21 protein-coding genes are annotated in these 22076 nt (G+C 68.7%); 7 read left to right on the top strand and 14 right to left on the bottom strand.

Annotation, left to right across the window (positions count from 1 at the left end):
* Positions 1-84: 84 nt before the first annotated feature.
* From KDH83_RS04030 to KDH83_RS03980, 11 genes are all read right to left on the bottom strand, one after another.
* Positions 85-501: an EamA family transporter gene (locus tag KDH83_RS04030; RefSeq protein WP_212312912.1), complete on the bottom strand. Its 417-nt coding sequence runs from the start codon at positions 499-501 to the stop codon at positions 85-87.
* A gap of 4 nt (positions 502-505) precedes the next feature.
* Complete coding sequence (locus KDH83_RS04025) at positions 506-865, bottom strand: EamA family transporter (protein WP_212312910.1); 360 nt, start codon at positions 863-865, stop codon at positions 506-508.
* A gap of 4 nt (positions 866-869) precedes the next feature.
* Complete coding sequence (locus tag KDH83_RS04020) at positions 870-1724, bottom strand: alpha/beta fold hydrolase (RefSeq protein WP_212312932.1); 855 nt, start codon at positions 1722-1724, stop codon at positions 870-872.
* 80 nt (positions 1725-1804) lie between these two features.
* Positions 1805-2524, bottom strand: coding sequence for an MtnX-like HAD-IB family phosphatase (locus KDH83_RS04015; RefSeq protein ID WP_212312909.1), 720 nt, complete (start codon positions 2522-2524; stop codon positions 1805-1807).
* Positions 2517-3434, bottom strand: coding sequence for an HlyD family efflux transporter periplasmic adaptor subunit (locus KDH83_RS04010; protein WP_212312908.1), 918 nt, complete (start codon positions 3432-3434; stop codon positions 2517-2519). Before KDH83_RS04010 ends, KDH83_RS04015 begins: the two co-directional genes overlap by 8 nt.
* A complete protein-coding gene (locus tag KDH83_RS04005) occupies positions 3431-4186 on the bottom strand; it encodes an ABC transporter ATP-binding protein (protein ID WP_212312907.1) in 756 nt (251 codons plus the stop codon). The genes KDH83_RS04010 and KDH83_RS04005 overlap by 4 nt, the downstream gene beginning before the upstream one ends.
* 11 nt (positions 4187-4197) lie before the next feature.
* Complete coding sequence (locus tag KDH83_RS04000) at positions 4198-5334, bottom strand: ABC transporter permease (protein WP_212312906.1); 1137 nt, start codon at positions 5332-5334, stop codon at positions 4198-4200.
* Entirely contained in the window at positions 5331-6749 is a 1419-nt protein-coding gene (locus tag KDH83_RS03995) for a TolC family protein (RefSeq protein WP_212312905.1), read from the bottom strand. Before KDH83_RS03995 ends, KDH83_RS04000 begins: the two co-directional genes overlap by 4 nt.
* A gap of 126 nt (positions 6750-6875) precedes the next feature.
* Positions 6876-8072, bottom strand: coding sequence for an ATP-binding protein (locus KDH83_RS03990; protein WP_212312903.1), 1197 nt, complete (start codon positions 8070-8072; stop codon positions 6876-6878).
* On the bottom strand, positions 8057-8782 hold the full coding sequence (locus KDH83_RS03985) for a response regulator (protein WP_249204818.1): 726 nt from the start codon (positions 8780-8782) through the stop codon (positions 8057-8059). The genes KDH83_RS03990 and KDH83_RS03985 overlap by 16 nt, the downstream gene beginning before the upstream one ends.
* Positions 8783-9398: 616 nt before the next feature.
* On the bottom strand, positions 9399-10316 hold the full coding sequence (locus tag KDH83_RS03980) for a LysR family transcriptional regulator (protein ID WP_212312902.1): 918 nt from the start codon (positions 10314-10316) through the stop codon (positions 9399-9401).
* A gap of 72 nt (positions 10317-10388) precedes the next feature.
* Here KDH83_RS03980 and KDH83_RS03975 point away from each other — a divergent pair, with 72 nt between their 5' ends.
* The 7 genes from KDH83_RS03975 (at position 10389) to KDH83_RS03945 (ending at position 19195) form a co-directional block, all read left to right on the top strand.
* Positions 10389-11588: a pyridoxal phosphate-dependent aminotransferase gene (locus KDH83_RS03975; protein WP_212312901.1), complete on the top strand. Its 1200-nt coding sequence runs from the start codon at positions 10389-10391 to the stop codon at positions 11586-11588.
* Between the two features lie 109 nt (positions 11589-11697).
* A complete protein-coding gene (locus tag KDH83_RS03970; protein ID WP_212312900.1) occupies positions 11698-13305 on the top strand; it encodes a thiamine pyrophosphate-binding protein in 1608 nt (535 codons plus the stop codon).
* A 99-nt stretch (positions 13306-13404) separates the two neighbouring features.
* The gene (locus KDH83_RS03965) at positions 13405-14370 is read left to right on the top strand and encodes a tripartite tricarboxylate transporter substrate-binding protein (RefSeq protein WP_212312899.1); all 966 of its coding nucleotides are present in this window, start codon (positions 13405-13407) and stop codon (positions 14368-14370) included.
* A 5-nt stretch (positions 14371-14375) separates the two neighbouring features.
* Positions 14376-15542 carry an acetylornithine deacetylase gene (gene argE / locus KDH83_RS03960; RefSeq protein ID WP_249204822.1) on the top strand — a complete coding sequence of 389 codons (1167 nt, stop codon included), beginning with the start codon at positions 14376-14378 and terminating at the stop codon, positions 15540-15542.
* Positions 15543-15621: 79 nt separating this feature from the next.
* Positions 15622-16848 carry a CaiB/BaiF CoA-transferase family protein gene (locus KDH83_RS03955; RefSeq protein ID WP_212312898.1) on the top strand — a complete coding sequence of 409 codons (1227 nt, stop codon included), beginning with the start codon at positions 15622-15624 and terminating at the stop codon, positions 16846-16848.
* Complete coding sequence (gene acdA, locus KDH83_RS03950; protein WP_212312897.1) at positions 16845-18050, top strand: 3-sulfinopropanoyl-CoA desulfinase; 1206 nt, start codon at positions 16845-16847, stop codon at positions 18048-18050. Before KDH83_RS03955 ends, acdA begins: the two co-directional genes overlap by 4 nt.
* 122 nt (positions 18051-18172) lie before the next feature.
* A complete protein-coding gene (locus tag KDH83_RS03945) occupies positions 18173-19195 on the top strand; it encodes an integrase (protein ID WP_081004523.1) in 1023 nt (340 codons plus the stop codon).
* Here the strand turns inward: KDH83_RS03945 and KDH83_RS03940 are convergent.
* From KDH83_RS03940 to KDH83_RS03930, 3 genes are all read right to left on the bottom strand, one after another.
* On the bottom strand, positions 19155-19946 hold the full coding sequence (locus KDH83_RS03940) for a DNA adenine methylase (protein ID WP_053497670.1): 792 nt from the start codon (positions 19944-19946) through the stop codon (positions 19155-19157). The two genes, KDH83_RS03945 and KDH83_RS03940, sit on opposite strands and share 41 nt — an antisense overlap.
* A gap of 135 nt (positions 19947-20081) precedes the next feature.
* Positions 20082-20453, bottom strand: a complete 372-nt coding sequence (locus tag KDH83_RS03935) for a hypothetical protein (protein ID WP_053497671.1) — start codon at positions 20451-20453, stop codon at positions 20082-20084.
* Between the two features lie 738 nt (positions 20454-21191).
* Complete coding sequence (locus tag KDH83_RS03930; RefSeq protein ID WP_212312896.1) at positions 21192-22064, bottom strand: phage tail protein; 873 nt, start codon at positions 22062-22064, stop codon at positions 21192-21194.
* Positions 22065-22076: the final 12 nt, after the last annotated feature.

Raw genomic sequence — 22076 nt, 5'->3', positions numbered from 1 at the left:
CCCGCCATCTGGCGGCGCGGCGGCCGCGAGCCGGTCTGCCCGGCCAGGCAAGCGGCGGCGGGCCATGCCCGCCGCGCGCGACCGTCAGGCGCCGTGCCGTGCCGGCTGCCCCGCATGCTCGATCTGCGGCACCGTCGAGGACTCGCTGACCGCCAGGCAGCAGATGCCGCCCAGGATCAGCACCGTGCCAAGGATCTGCGGCCAGCCGATGGGCTCGCCGAACCATACCGCCGAAATCACCAGCACCGCGACGATCTCCAGGTACGAGGCGGCGAAGGCCGGCCCGATGGGCGCGTGCTTGAGCAGCACCATCCACGTGAAGAACGCGCCCAGGTAGCCGATGAAGGCGCCGTAGATCCAGGGCTGGCCGAACACGCGCAGCAGCCAGGCCGGCGAGAATTCCAGCGGCAGCGCATGCTCGCCCGCCACCTTGAAGCTGATCTGCGCCAAGGTGTCGAACGCCATCAGCGCCAGGAATCCGATCAGATAGAAACGCCGCATTGCCTTACCCCTTCAATCCCACGATGCCCACGCCCAGCGACACCAGCAGGATGCCCAGCACCCGCATGGGCGTGAGCCGCTCGCGGAAGAAAACCCGGCCCAGCAGCATGACGACCACGATGCTGATCGATCCCAGCAGCACGCCGTCCGACAGCGGCACCAGGGAGATGAACGCCAGCCACAGGACGAACTCCAGCACGTAGCAGCCGATGCCCAGCCACAGCCAGGGCCGGCGCGCCATCCTGCGCCAGCGTCCCGCGCCTTCGCCCAGCTTCGGATCGACCGCGGCGGCCTTGAAGATCAGCTGGCCCACGCTGTCGAACAGCAGGTTCAGGATCCACAGCGTCACCACCAGCGGTGTCATTGCCTCATTCCACATCGGCGCCGTCCCCTGGCTGCGCGCCCTCGACCAGCTCGGTCACGAAGGCGGCCGCGCGAGCGATGACCACCCGACGCTCGCGGTCGATGGTGATCATGTGATAACTGTCGTCCAGCAATTGCAGCGTGATGGGCGCGTTGGCGGCCCGGCGCTGGATCTCGTAAGCGTTCGACACCGAGGCGATGTCGTCGTTGCGCGCGTGCATGACCAGGCAAGGCGCGCGCAGCGCCGGCATGTTGCGCAGCACCGAGCGCGCCAGCTTGTGCATTTCCACCACCGACCACCAGGGGTTGCCCGGCAGGCCCGAGGCGGCGCTGTCACCGGCGTGCATCTGCGACACCACGCGGGCGCGCAGCGCCTCGTCCTTGATGCCGTAGGGCGGCTGTTCCATGAACACGCTGCGCCGGCCGATGCCCAGCGCGCGCATGACGGGCAGCAGGCAGGCCAGCTTGGTATAGCGCGGCATGCTCCAGCCGTCGTGGCGGAAGGCCGGCGACAGCGCCAGCACGCCGGTGATGTGCTCGGGACGCTCCTGCGCCAGGGCCAGCGCCAGCACGGCGCCCATCGACAGGCCGCCGACCACCACGCGGTCGACGCGGCGCGACAGCAGGTCGGCGCCGCGCCGCACGCTGGCCAGCCAGTCCAGCCAGCTGGTGCCGACCAGATCGTCCAGCGTGCCGCAGTGACCGGCCAGCTTGACGGCGTACACGGTGTAGCCCTGCAGGTGCAGGCCGCGCGCCAGCACCCGCATCTCGTTGGGCGTGCCGGTCAGGCCGTGGATCAGCAGGATGCCGGTGCGCGCGCGCGCGCCCTGCCCTTCGAGCAGGTATTCATCGGCCAGCATTTCCAGCGGCTCGGCGCGTTCGCGCGCTTCGCCCCGGATGTATCCCGCGCCGGGCGGCGCCAGGACGGTGGCGGCCTTGTTCATGCCGTGGACTCCTCGTTCTGGCCGGACAGAATCTCGGGCAGGCGCGACAGCGCCTCGTCGAAGTCGACGAAGGCGGAATGCACGATGCCGTTGGCGCGGCAGTAATCCAGCAGCTTGGCCTTGGCCAGCACGTGCTCGGCCTTGCCCGAGACGCAGAAGTCCGAGCTGCCGTCGCCCACGTACAGCACGCGCTTGCCCGCGGCGCGCTGGCCGGCGAGCTGGCCGCACTTGCAATTGGCGCTGGCGCAGTCCGGCCGCGACCAGGGCGTTTCCAGCTTCCAGCGGCGCGGCCCGGCCGGCAGCAGCCGGTTGGCCACGATGGGCAGGTCGCCCATGCCCTCGCGCGCCAGGATGACCTGGATGGCGTAGTCCAGCCCGTCGCTGACCACCTGCACGCCGATGCCGAGCTGGCGGGCCTGGTCGACGAAGCGCACGAAGCCCGGGTCGACATGGACCTGCTCCAGCGCCTCGCGCAGCTCGGCCACGCTCATGTCCAGCAACGCCACCTGGCCGCTCATGCACTCGCGCGAGCCGATCTCGCCGCGCTCCCAGGCCTCTTCCAGGTCTTCCCAGCCCGGCATGCCGTGACGCTGCAGCAGCGTGTCGGTCACGTCCTGCAGGCTGATGGTGCCGTCGAAATCGCACTGGATCGTCCATTCCGGGACGGTCGCCTTGCCACCGTTCCAGCGCACTTGCAGCTCGAAGTTGTCATTCATGGAAAGTCACTCTCACGTTTTGGCCGACGATCGCCTCTGCCGGGCCGTCGAATTCCAGGATGCACTCGACCACGCGCACCGGACCGCGCTGGGCGTCGTCCTGCAGGCGGCCGTTGCCGTAGATGGGGCTGATGCGCACCAGCTTGGCCGGGGGCAAGGCGGGCGCGCCCGCCGCCGAGTCCATGTCGGACGCCACCGTGGCGCGCATGCCCACGCGCACCGAGGCGACGTAGGCGGAATTGAGTTCGGCGCGCACGATCAGCGGGCGCGCGGGCAACAGCGTCAGGGCCGAGGCGCCCGCTTCCAGGCGTCCGCCCTGCCGAGCCGTCACGCCCACGATCACGCCGTCCTCCGGCGCGCGCAGCTCGAGCTGCTGCAACGCGACCTTGGCCTGTTCCAGGCGCTGCTGCGCGACCGCCGCCTCGGCCGTGGCCACCGCCACATCGGACTGGGCGTCGCGCAAGCGCTGCTGCGCGTCGTCGGCCAGCTGGGGCTGCGCGGCTCCGGCGCGCGCCGCCTGCGCATAGCGCGCGGCGGCCTGCTTCAGCTCGGGCAGGCGGCTCTCGGCGGCCTGCTGCCGCGCGCGGGCCAGCTTCAGCTCGGACGTGGCGACCGCGACGGCGGCCGAGGAGACCTGGCTGGCCTGCGCCAGCAGCAGCTGACCGCGCTGCACGCTGTCGCCCTCGCGCACCTTCAGGCTGGCCACCGTGCCGGCCAGCGCCGGCGCCAGCGCCACCAGCCCGCCGTCGACTTCGATCTTGCCCCGGGCGACGGCCGCCGCGCGCTGGCCGTCCCGCGCCGGCTGCCGGTCCGCCGTCTCCTTGGGATCGCTGCGCTCGGAACACGCGCTCAGCGCCAGGACCGCCACGATGAGGAGCGCGCGCCAACGCGCGCCCGACGAATGCTTCATGCTTTTGCTCCTAGTGAATCTGCGGCAATGCGCCGGTCGCTGCGTATGGCCCCGTCCTCCATGCCGACGACGCGGTCGGCATGCCGGACCAGGCGCGGATCATGGCTCACGCACAGGACCGTGGCCCCGTGGTTGCGGGCGAAGCGGTGCAGGATGTCCACGACCCGCTGGCCGTTCTCGGCGTCCAGCGAGCTGGTGGGTTCGTCCGCGAACAGCAGTTCGGGCTCCTTGGCGATGGCGCGGGCGATCGCGACCCGCTGCTTCTCGCCGCCGGACAGCTGCGCCGGACGCATGTGCGCCCGATGCGACAGGCCGACCTCGTCCAGCGCGCGGCTCGCCAGCCGGGCGCTTTCCTGATCGCGCATGCCCAGGTAACCCAGCGGCAGCTGGACCTGTTCCAGCGCGGTGAGCGCCGGGAACAGGTTGAAGCCCTGGAACACGAAGCCCGTGTGGTGCAGCCGGAAGCGCTCGAGGTCGCGGCGGCTCATCTCGCCCAGGTCCTGCCCCAGCGCATGGGCCTTGCCGTCGTCCGGATGCTGCAGGCCGGACAGTAGCGACAGCAGCGTGCTCTTGCCACAGCCGGAGGGGCCGGAAATCAGCGTCAGCTCGCCCGGATACACGGCCAGCGACAGGCCTTGCAGCACCTGCACCTTCACCACGCCGGACAGGAAGGCCTTGCCCAGCCTGAAGGCTTCCAGGCTGGGCTCGACCGTGGCCTGGACTTCCGGGGACATCGAAAAATCACGTTTCATGACCGTCTCCATCAGCGCAGCAGCAGGGCCGGATCGGTGCGGATCAGGCCGCGCACCGCCATCACGCTGGACATCAGCGCCATCAGGGCCACCAGCGCCGCGCAGCCCAGGGCCGCCGTCAGCGTCATGGCCACCGGCACGTGATAGAACACCGCCACCGCCAGCAGCAGCGCGCTGGCCACGGCCGCCAGCACCATGCCCAGGCCGCCCACCAGGCAGGCCTGCTCGATCACGACGCGGGCCAGCGCGCCGCGGCTCGCGCCGAGCGCGTTCAGCGTGGCGTACTCGCGCGCCGACGCCGCCACCACGGCCGCGAAGGACTGGTTGGTGATCACCGCGCCGACCAGGCAGACGATCAGGGCCATGAACAGCACGGCCATGCCCGCGCCGGTATCCAGCAGCCAGTACTGCTGCGAGCGCTGGGCGAATTCCTGGGCCGTCCAGACCTGCAGCGGACCGAAGCTGGCTTCGCTTTGCGCCAGCCGCGCCTGCACCGCCGGCGCCCGCGAGGGATCGGCCAGCCGCGCCACGTAATAGGTACTGCCCCGGCCGGCCTGCGGCCCGCCGATGACGCGCGCCGAATCCAGCGAGGCCAGCACGTTCACGCCGCCCAGGCCGCGCAGTCCCGCGATCGCGGCGACCACGCGCACCGGGTGCCCGTTGATCCAGGCCTTGCCGCCTTCCGCCACGCCCAGCGATTCCAGGTCGGCCGAATCGACGATCACCGCCCCCGGCTCGCGCAGGCGCTTGCGCAGGTCCGGCGACAGCAGCTTCGAGAACAGCATGGCGTCGGGACCGACGGAAATGCCGGACAGGTAGATCGACACGCTGCCGGCGTCGACGCGCTCGGGCGTCCAGTCGCCATCGACCCACTGGTAGGGCTCTACCGCCACCACCTCGGGATCCATGCGCAGCCGCATTTCGGCGTCGGCGCTGACCGCGCGGCCGAAATTGACGCTCTGCGTGCCGGGATAGCCGGCCCAGAGATCGGCCGACGAGGCGTTCACGTACAGCGCCGAGGCGCCGAAGATGCCCAGCACCAGCGCCGCCTGCACCACCAGCATCAGGCCGGAGAAGCCGACCGCCAGCACCACGGGCACGAAGCGCCGCCATTCGTAGACCAGTGTCTTGCGCGCCAGGGCGATCATGGACGCACCTGCTGCGGTTGTTGTTCCTGTTGTTCCGGCTGCGGCGCCAGCGGCGCGCCGCCCAGCGCCTTGTAGAGCGCGACGAAGGCCAGGGTCCGCGCGCCGCGCGCCAGCGCCACGTCGGACTGCGCCTCGAGCAGCGCGCGCCGGCCCTCCAGCCCGTCGAAGGGGCTGGACAGGCCGAGCGACGCCAGCTTGCGCTGCGAGCCGGCGCGCCGGTCCAGCACGCGCCGCGCCTCGTCCAGCGCGGCGATGCGCTCGCGCTCGCGCGCCAGCGCGGACAGCGATTCCTCGACTTCCGACACGCCGGACAGCACCGCCTTGCGGTAGCCGGCCAGCGCCGCGGCGATGCCCTGCTCGCCGGCCTTGACCTGCGCCTGGCGGGCGCCCCAGTCCCAGAGCGGGATATCGATCGTGGGACCGCCGGCCGGAACGAAGTTGTTGTTCGAGCGGCGGTTCTGCGTCATGTTGTAGGCGTACAGGACCGAACCGCCCAGGCTCAGGCGCGGATACAGCGCCGAGCGCGCCATGCCCAGCCTTGCGGCGGCCTGCAGCACTTCGGCTTCTGCCTCGCGGATGTCCGGACGGGTGCGCAGCAGGTCGGCCGGCACTTCCCCCACGGCGAAGGCGGGCAGGCCCTGCGACGGCGCCACCGCGCTCCAGCCCGGATCCGGCGCGTCGCGGCCCAGCAGCAGCGCCAGCGCGCGCGCCGACCGCTCGGCCGCCAGGCGCATCGACGCCAGCGCGGCCAATGTGCGTTGCCGGCGCACGCTCGCCGTGTCGGCGTCCTGCGGCGTGCCCAGGCGGGTATTCAGCCGCACCTGCGCCAGCCGCTCGGCCTCGCGGTCCAGCTCGGCCATCTGCGTCAGCAGCGCGATCTGGCCGTTGGCCACGCCCAGGTCCAGATAATTGCGCACCACGGCCGCGACCACCGACACGCGCAGGCCCTGTTCGCGCGCGGCGGCCAGATCGGCGTCCGCGCCGGCCTGCAGCTTGCCGCTCTCGGCCGCGCCGAACAGGCCCAGCTCCCAGACCATGTCGATGCTGGCGTGGAAATAGGAATCCTTGGCCTCGGCGTCCTGCACCGGGCGGGCGCCGACCGCGAAACCCGGCAGGTAGCGCGAGCGCCAGCGACCGGCGACCTCGCGCTCGCCCTGCAGCAGGCGCGCGGATTGTTCCAGGTCCAGGTTGCGCCGCAGCGCTTCCTCGACCAGCGCGTTCAGCCGGGGATCGTCCAGCGCCGTCCACCAGGACCGCAGATCGACCGCGCGCGCGCCCTCGCCGGCCGCCTGGGACCAGGCGCCGGGCACCTGCGCCGGCAGCTCCGGCACGGGCACCGACATGCAGCCCGACAGGAGCGCGCTTGCCAGCAGCGCGGCGCAGCGGAGTTTGAACGATTCAGGACAGCGATGCATGGGTATCTATGGCGTAGCGGACGGCGGCAGCCGTCACGGTTGGCTGGATAACATTGCCAGCATGCCCCCGCGACGTTGCGGGGCCATGCAGGGTTTATGGAGAATTGATGGACGCGGCCGGGCGCATCACGCGAGCGACGCCTGCCGGCGCCCCGCGGACGCCTTCGCGTCCCGGCTCATCACGGGAAAGCAGACCTGGATGCGCATGCCGCCGCGCACCGAGCGATCCGCCAGCACCGATCCGCCCTGCTGGTCCACCAGCGCGTGCACGATCGACAGTCCCAGGCCCGACCCGCCATGCATGGCGCTGGGCTGGTGCGGAAAGCGTTCGAACGGGCGGTCGCGCATGGACGCCGGCAAACCCGGCCCCGCGTCGCTCACCGCCAGCACGGCCTGTCCGGCGTGGATGCGCACTTCCACGCCGATCCAGCGCCCGCTGGCCGCGTGGCGCAAGGCGTTTTCCACGAGGTTGGCGAAAATCTGGCGCAGCCGGTCCGGGTCGGCCATGATCAGCTTGCCTTGCGCGGCGGCAGGCAGTTGCGTATCCACTTCGAAGCCCTTCTCGGCCAGCCTGGCCTCGAAGCCGGCCAGCGCGTCGCCGACCAGCGCCACCAGTTCCACGGGCCGGGTCTGCAGCGACAGCCGGCCGACCGAGGCCAGCGACAGCGTGTGCAGGTCCGCGACCAGGCGGCCCAGGTGCAGGGACTGGTCCAGCAGGCCGCGCATTTCCTCGTCGCTGACCGGGATGACGCCGTCGCAGATCGCGTGCAGGCGGGCGCTGAGCACCGCGATGGGCGTGCGCAGCTCATGCGAGATGGAGGCCAGCGTCACGCGTTGTTCCCGGTCCAGGGTTTCGAGCGAATCGATCATGTGATTGAAATCCCGCACCATTTCGGCCATTTCGCCGCGTGCCTTGCCCACATGGGCCCTTACCGTGAAATCCCCCAGCGCCACCCGGGTGGCCGCCGCGGCCATCGAATCCAGCGGCAGGGTGATCACCTTCGAGATGAAGAATCCGGACGCCAGGCCCAGCGGCAGGCCGAGCAGCACGGTGAACAGCAGCGCGAGCTTTTCGCCGCGCATGGGATCCACCACCCAATACTCGGCATAGATCTGCATCGCGCGCGGCCCGTCCTCCAGGCCGCGCTCCGAGAGATCTTCCAGCTCGGCCCGCACTTCCACCGGCAGCGACTTCTCGAACGCGCGATGCTCGTAGTTCCAGAACAGGACCAGGCTGCCGGCGAGCACGGCCAGCAGCAGGGTCATGGTGACCGAGACCGCCAGTCCGAAGCGGATCCAGATGCGATCTAGTTTTCGCGCCATAGGCGGTATCCGACGCCGCGCACGGCCTCGATCATGTCGGCCTGCCCGACCGCGTGCAGCTTGCGCCGCAGCTTGGAGATGTGCGAGTCGATGACCCGCTCCAGCGCGTCGCTTTCCGGCAGGCAATGCTCGATCAGGAATCCGCGCGAGAAGCAGCGCCGAGGCTGGGATGCCAGGCAGGCCAGCAGGCGGAACTCGGTCAGCGTCAATTGCAGCGGCACGGAGCGCCCGCCGCCCACGTGCGCGACCGCGACGTGGTCCTGCTCGTCGATCTCGATGCCGCCGACGCGGATGGGCGCGGCGTTCGCATGCGCCCCCGCGCGCCGCAGCACGGCCCGCAGGCGCGCCACGACCTCGGCGGGATTGAAGGGCTTGACGACATAGTCGTCCGCGCCCAGGCGCAGCCCCAGCAGCTTGTCGACGTCATCGGCCAGCGCCGTGACGATGATGACGGGGGTCTGGCCTTCGTCGCGGATGGCGCGCAATACGTCCAGCCCATCCATGCCCGGCAGGTTCACGTCCAGCAGGACCGCGTCGGGACGCAGCTCGCGGAACAGCCGCATGGCCTCGACGCCGTCCATGGCGGTGCAAGTGCGAAAGCCGTCGCGGCGGAGATAGGCCTCCAGGACGCCAACGATTCCCGGCTCGTCCTCTGCCACGAGGACAAGCCGCTCCGTGAAGGTGTTCAGGGATGGATTGGGGAAAGACATGGTTTTGCTGCAGGCATTTGGCATCGGCGGCGTGTCGGCCGGCGGCAAGCTGGCCCGGACTGCGCCGCCCTGCTTGCCCGCCCAGGTCGAACTCTCGACCAGACCGGTTACGGATGCCAGGATGCTGTCACGTTTCATTCAGGAATCGACAAGGAATCTTTGTGATTTTGTAAAGTTCTATCCATCTTCCGGGCGCCCCATGCAAATCGGGGGCCTGCGCGAGCCATCCGCAGTACCGTCCATGCCAATCAGGCCGGGCCTCGCTGGTCTTGCCGCGCGGGACGAAGCCGCGGATACCGGACGGCCTCACGGCGTCGGCTTCGCGGCAAACCCAGTCCCCAGGCGTGGATGCACTTCCCCCAAACAAATAGTAATAATTCTTATTCTATAGCGAGCCTTCCCCTCCGGCTCTTCTGCAACCGGTGAGGATATCGCGAACACCTTTCAAATTGCATCCCAAGCGGACGGAATGTAGGCCGAAAACCACGTTCGGCCCGGCAGCTTGACGCACCTCAATCTGAAATATTTTCCCCATAAATGACGATCGCGCCAGTGCCGGGGACACGCTCCCCATGGACGCACGGCCGGCCGCCCTCCGCCCGGCCAGCAGCGCCGGCTAGCCGGCGATGCTGACCCCTTTTTTCTTCGCCAACAGCCTGGCCTGTTTCCAGAAGGCCGCCGCCGCCGGGGACAGCCGGCTCTCGTTCAGGCAGGCCAGGCCGACCCGCCTGGAGGTCGCCGGCCGTATCGGCTTGTAGGCCACGCCCGCGTATTGCTCCGGCAGCGCCAGCGAGGCCACCACCGACACGCCCTCTCCCCGGGCCACGAAATCGAGGATGGACAGCATCTGGGACAGCTCGTGCCTGACCGTGGGCGCGACCTCGGCGCGGGAGAACATCCTGGCCACCAGCCCCTGCGAGCCGGCGTGCGTCAGGATGAACGGATGACGCGCCAGCTGGTGGGCGTCCACCGTATCCACCCCGGCCAGCTCATGGCCGACGGGCACCACCGCCACCAGCTCGTCCAGCGCGATCGCCACCGTGTCGAACTCGGGCTTGGGCAGCGTCACCACGCCGATTTCCAGGCGTCGCTCGATCAGGTCCTGCTCGATTTCGGCGTCGGCCTTCTCGAACACCCGCAGATCGATGCCCGGATACAGCCGCCTGAACTGCCCCAGCAGCGGCGGCAAGAGGCGCAGCGACGAGCTCAGGCCGAACGAGCCGATCTTCAGCACGCCGCTCTTCAGGCCCACGCTGGCGCTGGCGGTGGCCTGGATCAGGTGCAGCGCGGCGAACAGGTCGCGCACATGGGGCAGGACCTGCTGCCCCGCGTGCGTCAGCTCCACGCGCGGCGCGTTGCGATCGATGAGCTGCACGCCCAGCGTGGTTTCCAGCGCGCGCAGCGCGTGGCTGGTGGCCGAAGGCGTCATGCCGATCTTCGCGCCGGCGCTGGCGATGCCGTCCGCGCTGGCCAGCGCGAGCAGCAATTCCAGCTGCCGCAGAGTCGGGGAATCGGGTCCCAGGGGCGTATTCATATTGAATTCAAATTCAATTGAGATTGAACAGTGTGAATCCTAGACTAATTCAACCCATCCAGGAACGCTCACATGCTCTCTCCCGTCATCTCCGCCCTGCGCCCGTCCCCGATCCAGGTGATGGCCGAAAAAACCCGGCAGGCCATCCAGCAGGGCCGGCAGGTCGTCGACATGACGCTGGGCGAGCCGGATTTCCCGACCCCGGCCCACATCGGCGCGGCGGCCATGCGCGCCATCCAGGATGGCGCCACGCGCTACACGCCGATCAACGGCACGCCGCGCCTGCGCGAAGCGATCGTCGCCAAGTTCAAGCGCGAGAACGGCATCGACTGCGCGCCGGCCGACATCAGCGTGGCCGCCGGCGGCAAGCAGGTGATCTACCAGGCCTTCCTGGCCACGCTCAGCCCCGGCGACGAAGTGCTGATTCCCGCGCCGTACTGGGCATCCTATGGCGACATCGTCGCGATGAACGGCGGCGTGCTGCGGCCGATCATGACCTCGCCCGACCAGGGCTATGCGCTCGCCCCGGAAGACCTGGCCGCCGCCATCACGGACCGGACCAAATGGCTGGTGCTCAATTCGCCCAGCAACCCGAGCGGCACAGCCTATAGCCGCGAGCAGCTGCGGGCCTGCGCGGACGTGATCCGCGCCAGCCGCAACCAGCGCTTCCTGGTGATGGTCGACGACATCTACGAACACATCCTCTACGACGGGCGCGAGCGCTGCACGCTGGCCCAGGTCGCGCCCGACCTGGCGGACCGCATCCTGACCGTGAACGGCGTGTCCAAGGCCTATTCCATGACGGGCTGGCGGCTCGGCTACGCCTGCGGCCCCCGGCCGCTGATCGAGGCCATGACCAAGGTGCAGATGCAGATCAATTCGCACGCCTCGTCGATCACCCAGGCCGCGGCCGTCGCCGCGCTGGAAGGCCCGCAGGACGAAGTCGCGCGTCGCCGCGCCGTGTTCCAGCAGCGGCGCGACAAGCTGCTTGAAGCCTTCGCCGGCATCCCCGGCCTGCGCACGCCCAAGCCCGAGGGCGCGTTCTACCTGTTCCCCGACGCGCGCGCCTGCATCGGCAAGTCCACCCCCGCCGGAGAGCGCATCGCCGACGACGTGGCGCTGGCGTCCTACCTGCTCGACAGCGGCGTCGCGCTGGTGCCCGGCTCGGGCTTCGGCATGCCGGGATTCCTGCGCCTGTCCTACGCCACGTCGGACGATCAACTGGAGATCGCCGCCCAGCGGCTGGCGCAGGCCCTGAACGGCCTGGGCTGAACCGCCCCGCTTTCCGTCACACGGCGGCGCGCCCGCACCCGCGCCGCCCCACTCCCAGCCCGGCGGCCACCGCCGCCCCGCATCAACCGTCATCGATTGCAAGGTCATCATGTCTACCGTCTCCCAAATCATCGGCCAGCGCCTGCACGCGGCGGGCTGCCGCCACGCCTTCGGCATTCCCGGCGGCGAAGTCCTTTCCGTGATGAAAGGCCTGGATGAAGCCGGCGTGAACTTCACGCTGGTCAAGCACGAGAACTCCGGCGGCTTCATGGCCGAAGGCGCATTCCATCGCGACGGCGCGCCCGGCGTGCTGGTGGCGACGCTGGGCCCGGGCGTGGCCAACGCCGTCAACGTGGTCGCCAACGCGCTGCAGGACCGCGTGCCGATGCTGTTCATCACCGGCTGCGTGGACGAGGACGAGGCCGCCACCTACACGCACCAGGTGTTCGACCACGCCGCGCTGATGCGGCCGATCACCAAGGCCTCGCTGCGCGTCACGGCCGGCGCCGTCGAGGCCATCATCGACAAGGCGCTGGCCATCGCCACCGACGACCCGCCCGGCCCGGTGCACCTGGATGTGCCGATCAGCGTGGCCGTGCAGGAAGCGCCGCCCGCCCGCGGCACGCGCCGCAGCAAGCCGGCGCCGGCCGCGCCCGCGCCCACCCGCGAGCTGGAAACCGCCCGCGCCTGGCTGGCCCAGGCCCGCCGACCGGTCGTGATCGCCGGCGTCGAGGCGCTGCACCATCACGCCGAGGCCGAGGTCCGCGCTCTGGTCGAAGAACTGCGCATCCCGCTGGTGACCACCTACAAGGCCAAGGGCATCGTCGATGAACGGCACGAGCTGGTGATCGGCGGCATGGGCCTGTCGCCGCAGGCCGACAAGATCGTGCTGCCCGTCATCCGCGACGCCGACCTCATCATCCTGGCCGGCTACGACCCGATCGAAATGCGCGCGGGCTGGCGCAACATCTGGGCGGACGACGCCCGCGTCATCGACATCGCCGCGACCCGCAACACGCACTACATGCACCAGTCCGCGCTGAGCTTCGTCGGCAGCGTCAAGCACGGCCTGCAGGCGCTGACGCAGGGCCAGCGCCCGGCGTCCCAGTGGACCGGCAATGAAGTGTCCGAGATCCGCCAGGCGCTGGCCCGCGTCTATCGCGCGGACGAGGAATGGGGGCCGGCGGCCATCGTGGACGTGGCGCGGGCCGAGCTGCCGGACGACACGCTCGCGTCCGTGGACAGCGGCGCGCACCGCATCCTGCTGTCGCAGGTGTGGAACTGCTACGAGCCGCGTTCGCTGATGCAGTCCTCGGGCCTGTGCACCATGGGCTGCTCGCTGCCGCTGGGCATCGGCGCCAAGCTCGCCGACCCGACGCGGCCGGTGGCGGTGTTCACCGGCGATGCCTGCCTGGAGATGACGCTGGGCGAACTGGCCACCGCGCGCGACGCGGCCACGCCGGTCATCGTCTTCGTGTTCGCCGATGAATCGCTGTCGCTGATCGAAATCAAGCAGCGCGCCAACGGCCATCCCAACCTGGGCGTCGATTTCGCCGGCACGGATTTCGCCGGCATCGCGCGCGCCATGGGCGGCCAGGGCTTCGACGTGCGCAGCCGCGTCGAGCTGGCCACGGCCATCCGCCAGGCGCTGGCCTCGTCCAGCTTCTCGCTGATTTCGTGCCGCCTGCCCAGGAAGGCCTACGACGGCCGCATCTAGAGGCACACAAGAGACAAGCAAGACCCCGGCGCAATCCGAAGCCCCGCAGCACGCATAAACAAGGGGCTCGCGCCACCACGCCCTGGAGGAGGGACAAGCATGAAACGCCGTCATTTCCTGGCCGCCTGCGCCGCCGCGCTGGCCGCCGCCTCGCCCGCGCTGCGGGCGCAAGACCGGATCGTCAAGATCATCGTGCCGTTCGCCCCGGGCGGATCGGCGGACCTGATCCCCCGCATCATCGCGCAGGCGATGTCCGAGCACCTGGGCGAGACGGTCATCGTCGAGAACCGGGCCGGCGCCGGCGGCGCGGTGGGCACGTTGCAAGTGGCCCGCGCCGCGCCGGACGGCCTGACGCTGGGCGTGGCCACGGTCAGCACCCACGCCATCCAGCCGGCGGTCGCGGCCAGGCCGGCCTACGATCCGCTGCAGGGCTTCGCGCCGATCTCGAACCTGGCCAGCGTGCCCAACATCATCTCGGTCAACCCGAAGATCCCCGTCGACAGCATCGCGGCGCTGACGCAGCTGGCCAGGAACGGCGGCCGCGAGCTGACCTACGGTTCGCCCGGCGTGGGCTCGCTCGGCCACATGATGGGCGAGCTGCTGGCGCAGGCCACCGGCGCTCCGCTGCGGCACGTGCCCTACCGGGGCGCGGGGCCGGCCCTGCAGGACACCATCGCCGGGCACGTCGACATGCTGTGCGACAACCTGCCAGCGTCCATGCCGCACGTGCAGGAAGGCCGGCTGCGGGCGCTGGCCATCGCCTGGCCCTCGCGCAACCCGCAGCTGCCGGCCGTGCCCACCTTCGCCGAAATCGGCATCCCCAGGCTGAACGACCCCGCCTGGTTCGGCCTGGTCGCGCCGGCCGGCACGCCCCCCGAGCTGGTCGCGCGCCTGCAGGCCGCCGCCGCGTCCGCGCTGCGCCGCGCCGACATCGCCGCCCGGCTGGCCGAACTGGGCGCGGTGGCCCAGGGCAGCACCGCGGCCGATTTCGCCGGCCAGATCCGCGCGGAGCTGGAGAAATGGCGGCAGGTGGCCCGCGCGGCCCACATCTCGCTGGAGGCCTGACCGTGATGCCCATGCTCGACGCCTCCACCGATTGCTCGGCCGCCGCGCTGTCCTGGCTGGCCACGCTGATCGCCTTCCCGACGATATCCGGCAGCAGCTCGAACCTGGACCTGCTGCGCCTGGCGGAGCAGGCGCTGCGCGCGCGCGGCTTCGCGGTCCGCTACACCTACAGCCCGGACGGCAAGCGCGCCAACCTGTACGCCAGCCATGGCGGCGCCACCGGCGGCATCCTGCTGTCCGGCCACACGGACGTGGTGCCGGTGGCGGGACAGGACTGGTCGCGGCCGTCCTTCACGCTGACCGAGGACGGCGAGCGCCTGTACGGGCGCGGCGCCTGCGACATGAAGGGCTTCCTGGCCTGCGTGCTGGCGGTGCTGCAACGCATCGACCTGGCCGCGCTGCGCCAGCCGGTCCACGTCGCGTTCACCTACGACGAGGAAATCGGCTGCGTGGGCGTGCGCGGGCTGATCAAGGACCTGGCCGAAGCCGGCATCCGCCCGGCGGCCTGCATCGTCGGCGAGCCCACCCGCATGGCCGTCATCCGCGCGCACAAGGGGCGCCAGGCCTGGCGCTGCTGCGTCCAGGGCCGCGCCGCGCATTCCTCGCTCAGCGGCACGGGCGTGAACGCCGCCGAGACGGCCTGCGAGCTGGTGGCGGACATCGCGCGCCAGGCGCGCCAGCTGCAACGCGACGAGGTCGACGAGAACTTCCTCGTGCCCTACTCCACCATGGCCGTGTGCCGCGTGCACGGCGGCACCGCGACCAACGTCATCCCCGAGGCCGCGGAGTTCGACTTCGACCTGCGCTTCCTGCCCTCGACCGATCCCGAGCGCGCGCTGGCGCCCGTGCATGAGCGCGCCGCCGCGCTGCAGGCCGGCATGCGGGACCGGGAACCCGAGGCCCGCATCACGCTGGAACGCAGGACCGCCGTGCCGGCGCTGACCGCCCGCCCGGACGAGGACCGCCTGGTGCAGGCGCTGTTCGCCGCCGGCGCGGCCGGCGGCAGCCATGTCGCCTTCACCACCGAGGGCGGCCTGTACCAGGCGGCCGGCATCCCCACCGTCATCTGCGGGCCGGGCGACATCGCCCAGGCGCATACCGCCGACGAATTCGTCCTGCGTTCCCAGCTCGCTGCCTGCGAAAGCGTGCTGGAACGCGTGCTGCTGGCCTAGGATCGGGGATGCGGGCCGCGAACAGGAACACCGGCCCCGGCGCCCGCCGGGCCGTGAACACACGACAAGGAGACTGGCGATGCCGCCGGAAAATGCCTCTGCGCTGAAAGGCGTGCGCGTGCTGGACCTGTCCCGCATCCTCGCGGGCCCCAGCGCCACCCAGTTGCTGGGCGACCTGGGCGCGGACGTGGTCAAGGTCGAGAAGCCCGGCGAGGGCGACGACACGCGCAAGTGGGGTCCGCCCTACATCCAGGACCGCGACGGCCGCGCCACCGACGAAAGCGCGTACTACCTGAGCGCCAACCGCAACAAGCGCTCCATCGCGATCGACATCGCCACGGACGCGGGCCGCGCGCGGCTGGAGCAGCTGCTGCAGCGCGCCGACGTGCTGGTCGAGAACTACAAGGTCGGCGGCCTGGCCAGGTACGGACTGGACTACGCCAGCCTGAAGCAGCGCCATCCCCGGCTGGTCTATTGCTCCATCACCGGCTTCGGCCAGACCGGCCCCTACGCCTCGCGCGCGGGCTACGACTTCCTGATCCAGGGCATGGGCGGCATCATGAGCCTGACCGGCGAGCCCGCAGGCGAACCGATGAAGGCGGGCGTGGGCATCGCCGACATCATGACCGGCATGTACGCCGCCGTCGGCATCCTGGCCGCGCTGCGCCACCGCGATCTCACCGGCCAGGGCCAGCACATCGACATCTCGCTGCTGGACAGCCAGATCGCCTGGCTGGTCAACGCGGGCACCAACTTCCTGGCCTCGCGCGCCGTGCCCAGACGCCTGGGCAACGGCCATCCCAACATCGTGCCCTACCAGGTCTTCGACGCGGCGGACGGCCCGATGATCCTGGCGGTGGGCAACGACGCGCAGTTCCGCCGCTTCTGCGAAAGCGCGGACATCGCCGCGCTGGCCGACGACCCGCGCTACGCCACCAACGTCGCCCGCATCGCGCACCGCGACGAGCTGTGCCGGCAGATACAGGCCGCGCTGGCGCGGCGCGCGCGCGCCGACTGGCTGGCGCGGCTGGAAGCCGTGGGCGTGCCCTGCGGCCCCGTCAACAACCTGCGAGACGTGTTCGACGATCCCCACGTCCAGGCGCGCGGCGCGCATCTGCGCATGCCCTGCGACTGGGCCGAACACGGCGAGCTGAACCTGCTGGCCAATCCTCTGAAACTTTCCGCCACGCCGGTTTCCTACCGCCAGCCGCCACCCCGACTGGACGAACATGCCGCGCAGGTGCTGGCCGACTGGCTGGGCCAGGCACCGGCCACGGCCCCCAACGATCACAAGGAGCAATCATGACCCGACTCTCTGCCGAGCAGCTGTCGCTGCGGCAACGCGCCCGCGAACTGGCGCAGGACGTATTCAAGCCCACGGCGGCGGCGACCGACCAGTCCGAGCAATATCCCTGGGACAACGTGCACCAGCTGCGCGACCACGGCTTCATGGGCATGACCATCCCGCGCGAGTACGGCGGCCAGGGCCTCAACTACCTGGACACCGTGCTGGTCGTGGAGGAAATGGCCAAGGCCTGCGCCACCATGGGCCGCATCACGGTCGAGGCCAACATGGGCGCGATCGGCGCCATCATGCAGTACGGCACGCCCGAGCAGAAACGGCTCGCGGCCGGCTGCGTGCTGTCCGGCGACAAGCCCGCCATCTGCATCTCCGAGCCACGGGCCGGCAGCGCCGCCAGCGAGATGGGCACGCGCGCCGAGCGCAAGGGCGACGACTACATCCTGAACGGCGAGAAATACTGGATCACCGGCGGCGGCGTGTCGCGCCTGCACCTGATCTTCGCGCGCGTGTTCGACGGCGGCGTCGACCAGGGCATCGGAGCCTTCATTCATGTGCGCGATCCGGATGGCGACGGCAAGGGCCTGGAGATCGCCAAGCGCTCCTACGCCATGGGCGTGCGCGGCATCCCCGAGACCTACATCAACTTCCGCGACCTGAAGGTGCACAAGTCCATGCTGGTCGCGCCGCCGGAAGGCCTGAAGCGCGGCTTCGCGGGACTGATGCAGGCCTATAACGCGCAGCGCGTCGGCGCCGGCACCGTGGCGCTGGGCATCGCCCAGGGCGCGTTCGAGGAAGCGGTGGATTACGCCAGGCAGCGCCAGCAGTTCGGCCGCCCCATCGCCGAGTTCCAGGGCCTGCAATGGATGATCGCGGACATGGCGATCCAGCTGAACGCCGCGCGCCACATGCTGCACGCGGCCGCGACCAGCGGCACCGCCGAGACCTTCGGCTTTCCGGACCTGTCGATGGCGGCGCAGGCCAAGGTGATCGCGGCGGAAACGGCCAACCGGGTCACGAACGACGCGCTGCAGCTGCACGGCTCTTCCGGCTACGGCCGCGACCTGCCGATGGAGCGGCACGTGCGCGACGCGCGCATGTTCACCATCGCCGGCGGCACCGCACAGATCCTGCGCACGCAGATCGCGTCCGCCGTGCTGGGGATGAAGCTGCCGCAGACGCGGGACGGGTATCTCAAGCAGCGTTGAGGCGGCGCGTGGCTGAAGCGGCGCGCGAAATTTTGGGCATTTGAGTTGAGATAAATGCCCTCTTGCTGAGTTACAGCAGCAGAAAAGTAATTACAAATTGGGGAATCTGACGGCTTTTGATTATGAGCCGCTGGAAACACAGACCCCAAAACCTCACCCCGACCCTCTCCGACTCTCTGGCCCGATATCTGGCCGAGATATCCCCCCGAAAGAAAGGAACAGCAACCGACGTCTCGATTGCGGCGCGTTGGCTTGAGACGAGACTGGCCAATCGCCGTCTGGCCTCAATAACGGATACCGACATCAGCGACATCGCCAACGCCTGGTTAAAGGACCTGGCGCCAGCAACGGTGGTACGCCGCCTGGCCCTCGTGTCCCATCTATATACAGTGGCCCGGAAGACTTGGAAGTACCGGACCCTGGTCAACCCGCTTCAGTTCGTAGACCGTCCCGCCGTCAACGATGCCCGGGAACGCCGCCTCTACGACAACATCCGCCTTAGAGGCGTCGCGGAAACAGAGTGCCCCAGAAGCGAGATCGAATGGCTGATCCGGTCGACCACCTCGGCCGAATTGCCAACCATCATGGTCCTGGCTGCCGAGTCCGGCATGCGCCGCTCCGAGCTGGTCGTCACGGCAAAGCGAGAGCGCATTGACCTGGCCCACGGCGTGATCTATCTCGACGACACCAAGAATGGTCAACGCCGCGCGGTCCCATTGACTCCCTGGGCGCTGGCCTGGTTGAAACACTACCTCGTCGGCAAGCCCTCCAGAGGACGGATTTTCTCAATCTCGCCCTCTTCAGCCACGCGGGCGTTTGCCCGAGCCCGCAAGCGTGCCCGCAGGGACTACGAGGCCCTGTGCGCACGATATGGGCGAGTGCCGAAGCCAGAGTATTTCGCCGACCTCCGACTGCACGATCTACGCCATGAGGCCACAACCCGCCTTGCCGAGGTGTATGACATGCACAAGCTCGCCAAAGTAACTGGGCACCGGGATACTCGCATGCTGCTACGTTATTACCATCCTTCGGGGCGAGACTTGGCCAAGGAGCTTGCCCGCAGCGACCTCGGCCGGCGGCAGCGTGCCCGCTTGGCGGCAGGCCTCACACCAGCCCAGCTGGATCAGCGTGCACGTCCCAGCTGAATATCACCAGCTCACGCCGCTGGGCGCCAGCGCCGACTCCCACGGTATACGTGACGTCGGTGGACTCAATGGGAAAGGCGGCAAATAGAGCGCGGATGGCGGGGTGGTCGTTCAAGGTCACCATCGCCTTCCCTTTCAGTTTGCCCAGCACGGCCGCGAGTCGCTCATACTGCTCCCAGCCGAACTCCACCCCATAGCCCTCGGTCTCCCAATACGGCGGATCCATGAAGAAAAAAGTGTGCGGCCGGTCATATCGGCGGATGCACTCAAACCAGGGCAAATTCTCGATATAGGCGCTGGCCAGGCGCAAGTGTGCGGCGGAGAGGTTTTCCTCAATGCGCAGCAGGTTAAGCCCAGGCGGCGCGGTGGTGGCCGTCCCGTACGACTGCCCGTCGACGCGACCGCCGAAAGCCGAATGCTGTAAGTAGAAGAACCTGGCTGCTCGCTGGATGTCCGTCAAAGTCTCTTCGGGCGTGGCCTGCAGCCACTTGAACACCTGCCGACTCGATAGCGCCCACTTGAACTGGCGGACGAACTCCTCCAGGTGGTGCTTCACGACCCGATACAGGTTGATCAGCTCGCCGTTGACGTCGTTGAGCACTTCAACGTCGGACGCCATGGGCCGCAGGAAAAACATGGCCGCCCCGCCGGCGAACGGTTCGACGTAGCACTGGTGAGACGGGAAGTACGGAAGCAGGCGATCGGCCAAGCGGCGCTTGCCGCCGAGCCATGGAATGATGGGAGATGCCATTTTGTAAAATCGTTTCAAAATGGTAGCCTTGGCGCGCCTGTGCACAGGTGACGCGGCCTTGGCCACATTGGCAGCCTCATTCTGCTGGTGCGGGGCGTGCTCGGCGTTCCAGCGCCGAACACGTCGCCGCGTCTTTTACTCGCCTGCGGTGCCAGCTTCGCTGGCCACGGGGCTACCGGGTATCAGGGTCAACCAGGCTGGCACTTTTCCCCAACCGGGGTAACTCGTTGGCTCACCATCGACTTCCACGCTGCTGCCCATCTCGTACGCCGTCCCGTCCTTGACCAGGTAGAAAGTCTCCCCACGGTGATCCTCCACCGCCATCCAAGCTGACGAGGTGGGATTCCACTGAGCGACCTCGCCTTCCGGTACTGCAGGCGGGGCCTCTTCGTAGGCGCCGAAGGGAATATTGAACAGACCTGGGGCGAGGGCCAGCTCGTTAGCCTGTGTCGTAAAGAGGTAGATCCCGCTTATGGGATCGCTTTGATAGACGGTTTTGGTAGCCATTTGGCTCTCCTTGGGTTGGAAATAACACTGCAAATGCGCGTGCGCTTGCGTCCAGGCAGGCCGACCAGTTTCGATCGCACGCCCACGGGGGGACCACGCACTCCGCCCAAGGCGCTGGCGGTGGCAATCTGCTGACCGGCGCATCAGGCCAAACCACGACGGCCGGCGGCACGGAAACCCGGCCAGTGAACACCGCCTATCACGCCCGCATCCATGCTTGACGTCTGCCTCACTGCAAATGCGAGAGCGCTGGGTAGTCGGCAACGCGAAGCCATCAACGAAGCCGCGCTTGAGATTCTTGTCGAGCGCGACGCGTATGGAGCCGCCAGCGGTAACGGCCGCCCTGTATTCCAGTCCACCCTGACCTCGTTCCGTGCCGCTGGCGTGATTAAGGCTGGCGGAGGTAAGGAGACTAGGCCCCACAACACCGCCTATCACCCTCGTATCCATGTCTAAAGTCCTTTTCACTGCAAATGCGAGAGTCCTAGGTAGCAAGCAAAAAGGAACATTGACCATATATGACCCCTCCACTGGTGACCTGGAAGGCGTTTGCGCACTTGGATGCTCGAGTCCGAACTCCAAAGGCTCAATTGGAGCCGAGTCCGTCGATCTTTCGCTGTACCCAACGCTGACAACAACCATAGTCAAAGGGAGCTATACCACCACAACCAACTATGGGCACGCGGGGGCCGTCAGGCCGGAAAATGTGGCATTTCACCCCAGGATTCATGTATGAATCTAGGCATGCATTCGGGGGTGGTACGCGACGTTGACGGGACGAGTCTCAGTCGACACTCGAACTACGCGAGATGAGTCAAAGCTAACATTCGCAAAAGCTTGTGCCTGCGTCTGGCTCGCAGCAAACCAGGTCGTTGTACCCGGCTCCTCTCTGAATGGACCAGCGATATTTTTCGCTTGCACTGAACCCACCATTCCAAACATGTGCTGGCTAGCATCAAGTTGCTTGCTCCCCATGCCTCTCGCATTTGCAGTGTCGAGGTCAGTCCCCGTAAAGCGGCGGAACATGTCGCGCAGGTCGGGCACGCGGAACTGCGTGGCCGAGTAGTCCGAGAACCAATGCGCGCCGCGATTGGCCTGCCACACAGCTTCCGTACGAACCAGGCTTTGCTCCTGCGCATAGCCCCACAGACCTGCGTAGGCTCCGACCTTCGGCAGCAGGCCGCCGACCGCGTCGACCTCGCTGGCCAGCGGCGCGGCGGTGTGACCATCCAAGGGGCGTCCGCACAGCAGCGAGCGGTAGCCCGTGAAAAACGCCGTGTTGGCCCAGGTCCAGACCTCGCTGCATTCGGTCACGATGATCGGACCGACGTCGGTCGTGGGCAGATCCAAGATCGAGCAGATCAGCGGCCGGCTCGTAAGCGCTAGGGCAATCAGACGCTGGATCCCCTGCAGGAGCTGAACGTTGCTGTTGGGGTCGAGCGCTACCCCACCGAATTCGGCGACCGCGGCCACTTCCTCCTGCAGGGCGTCGAACCATTCCGCCTGCAGGTCTGTCGCTGGCACGCCAGCGATCGGGTCACCGTTGGCAAAGCCGTCACGGCCGGGGCCGAACTTGTTCAGATGTCGTGTGGGAGTGGCTATTCGTCGCATGGCGCACCTAGA

This window comes from Achromobacter sp. Marseille-Q0513, assembly GCF_018195695.1.
Classification (GTDB): domain Bacteria; phylum Pseudomonadota; class Gammaproteobacteria; order Burkholderiales; family Burkholderiaceae_B; genus Achromobacter.
This window is presented reverse-complemented; position numbering and strand designations above follow the sequence as displayed.

Coding starts and splice junctions, on each gene's coding strand:
- KDH83_RS04030 (WP_212312912.1), bottom strand. CDS start 501: ATGCGGCGTTTCTATCTGATCGGATTCCTGGCGCTGATGGCGTTCGAC.
- KDH83_RS04025 (WP_212312910.1), bottom strand. CDS start 865: ATGACACCGCTGGTGGTGACGCTGTGGATCCTGAACCTGCTGTTCGAC.
- KDH83_RS04020 (WP_212312932.1), bottom strand. CDS start 1,724: ATGCTGGCCGATGAATACCTGCTCGAAGGGCAGGGCGCGCGCGCGCGC.
- KDH83_RS04015 (WP_212312909.1), bottom strand. CDS start 2,524: ATGAATGACAACTTCGAGCTGCAAGTGCGCTGGAACGGTGGCAAGGCG.
- KDH83_RS04010 (WP_212312908.1), bottom strand. CDS start 3,434: ATGAAGCATTCGTCGGGCGCGCGTTGGCGCGCGCTCCTCATCGTGGCG.
- KDH83_RS04005 (WP_212312907.1), bottom strand. CDS start 4,186: ATGAAACGTGATTTTTCGATGTCCCCGGAAGTCCAGGCCACGGTCGAG.
- KDH83_RS04000 (WP_212312906.1), bottom strand. CDS start 5,334: ATGATCGCCCTGGCGCGCAAGACACTGGTCTACGAATGGCGGCGCTTC.
- KDH83_RS03995 (WP_212312905.1), bottom strand. CDS start 6,749: ATGCATCGCTGTCCTGAATCGTTCAAACTCCGCTGCGCCGCGCTGCTG.
- KDH83_RS03990 (WP_212312903.1), bottom strand. CDS start 8,072: ATGGCGCGAAAACTAGATCGCATCTGGATCCGCTTCGGACTGGCGGTC.
- KDH83_RS03985 (WP_249204818.1), bottom strand. CDS start 8,782: ATGTCTTTCCCCAATCCATCCCTGAACACCTTCACGGAGCGGCTTGTC.
- KDH83_RS03980 (WP_212312902.1), bottom strand. CDS start 10,316: ATGAATACGCCCCTGGGACCCGATTCCCCGACTCTGCGGCAGCTGGAA.
- KDH83_RS03975 (WP_212312901.1), top strand. CDS start 10,389: ATGCTCTCTCCCGTCATCTCCGCCCTGCGCCCGTCCCCGATCCAGGTG.
- KDH83_RS03970 (WP_212312900.1), top strand. CDS start 11,698: ATGTCTACCGTCTCCCAAATCATCGGCCAGCGCCTGCACGCGGCGGGC.
- KDH83_RS03965 (WP_212312899.1), top strand. CDS start 13,405: ATGAAACGCCGTCATTTCCTGGCCGCCTGCGCCGCCGCGCTGGCCGCC.
- argE (WP_249204822.1), top strand. CDS start 14,376: ATGCCCATGCTCGACGCCTCCACCGATTGCTCGGCCGCCGCGCTGTCC.
- KDH83_RS03955 (WP_212312898.1), top strand. CDS start 15,622: ATGCCGCCGGAAAATGCCTCTGCGCTGAAAGGCGTGCGCGTGCTGGAC.
- acdA (WP_212312897.1), top strand. CDS start 16,845: ATGACCCGACTCTCTGCCGAGCAGCTGTCGCTGCGGCAACGCGCCCGC.
- KDH83_RS03945 (WP_081004523.1), top strand. CDS start 18,173: ATGAGCCGCTGGAAACACAGACCCCAAAACCTCACCCCGACCCTCTCC.
- KDH83_RS03940 (WP_053497670.1), bottom strand. CDS start 19,946: ATGGCATCTCCCATCATTCCATGGCTCGGCGGCAAGCGCCGCTTGGCC.
- KDH83_RS03935 (WP_053497671.1), bottom strand. CDS start 20,453: ATGGCTACCAAAACCGTCTATCAAAGCGATCCCATAAGCGGGATCTAC.
- KDH83_RS03930 (WP_212312896.1), bottom strand. CDS start 22,064: ATGCGACGAATAGCCACTCCCACACGACATCTGAACAAGTTCGGCCCC.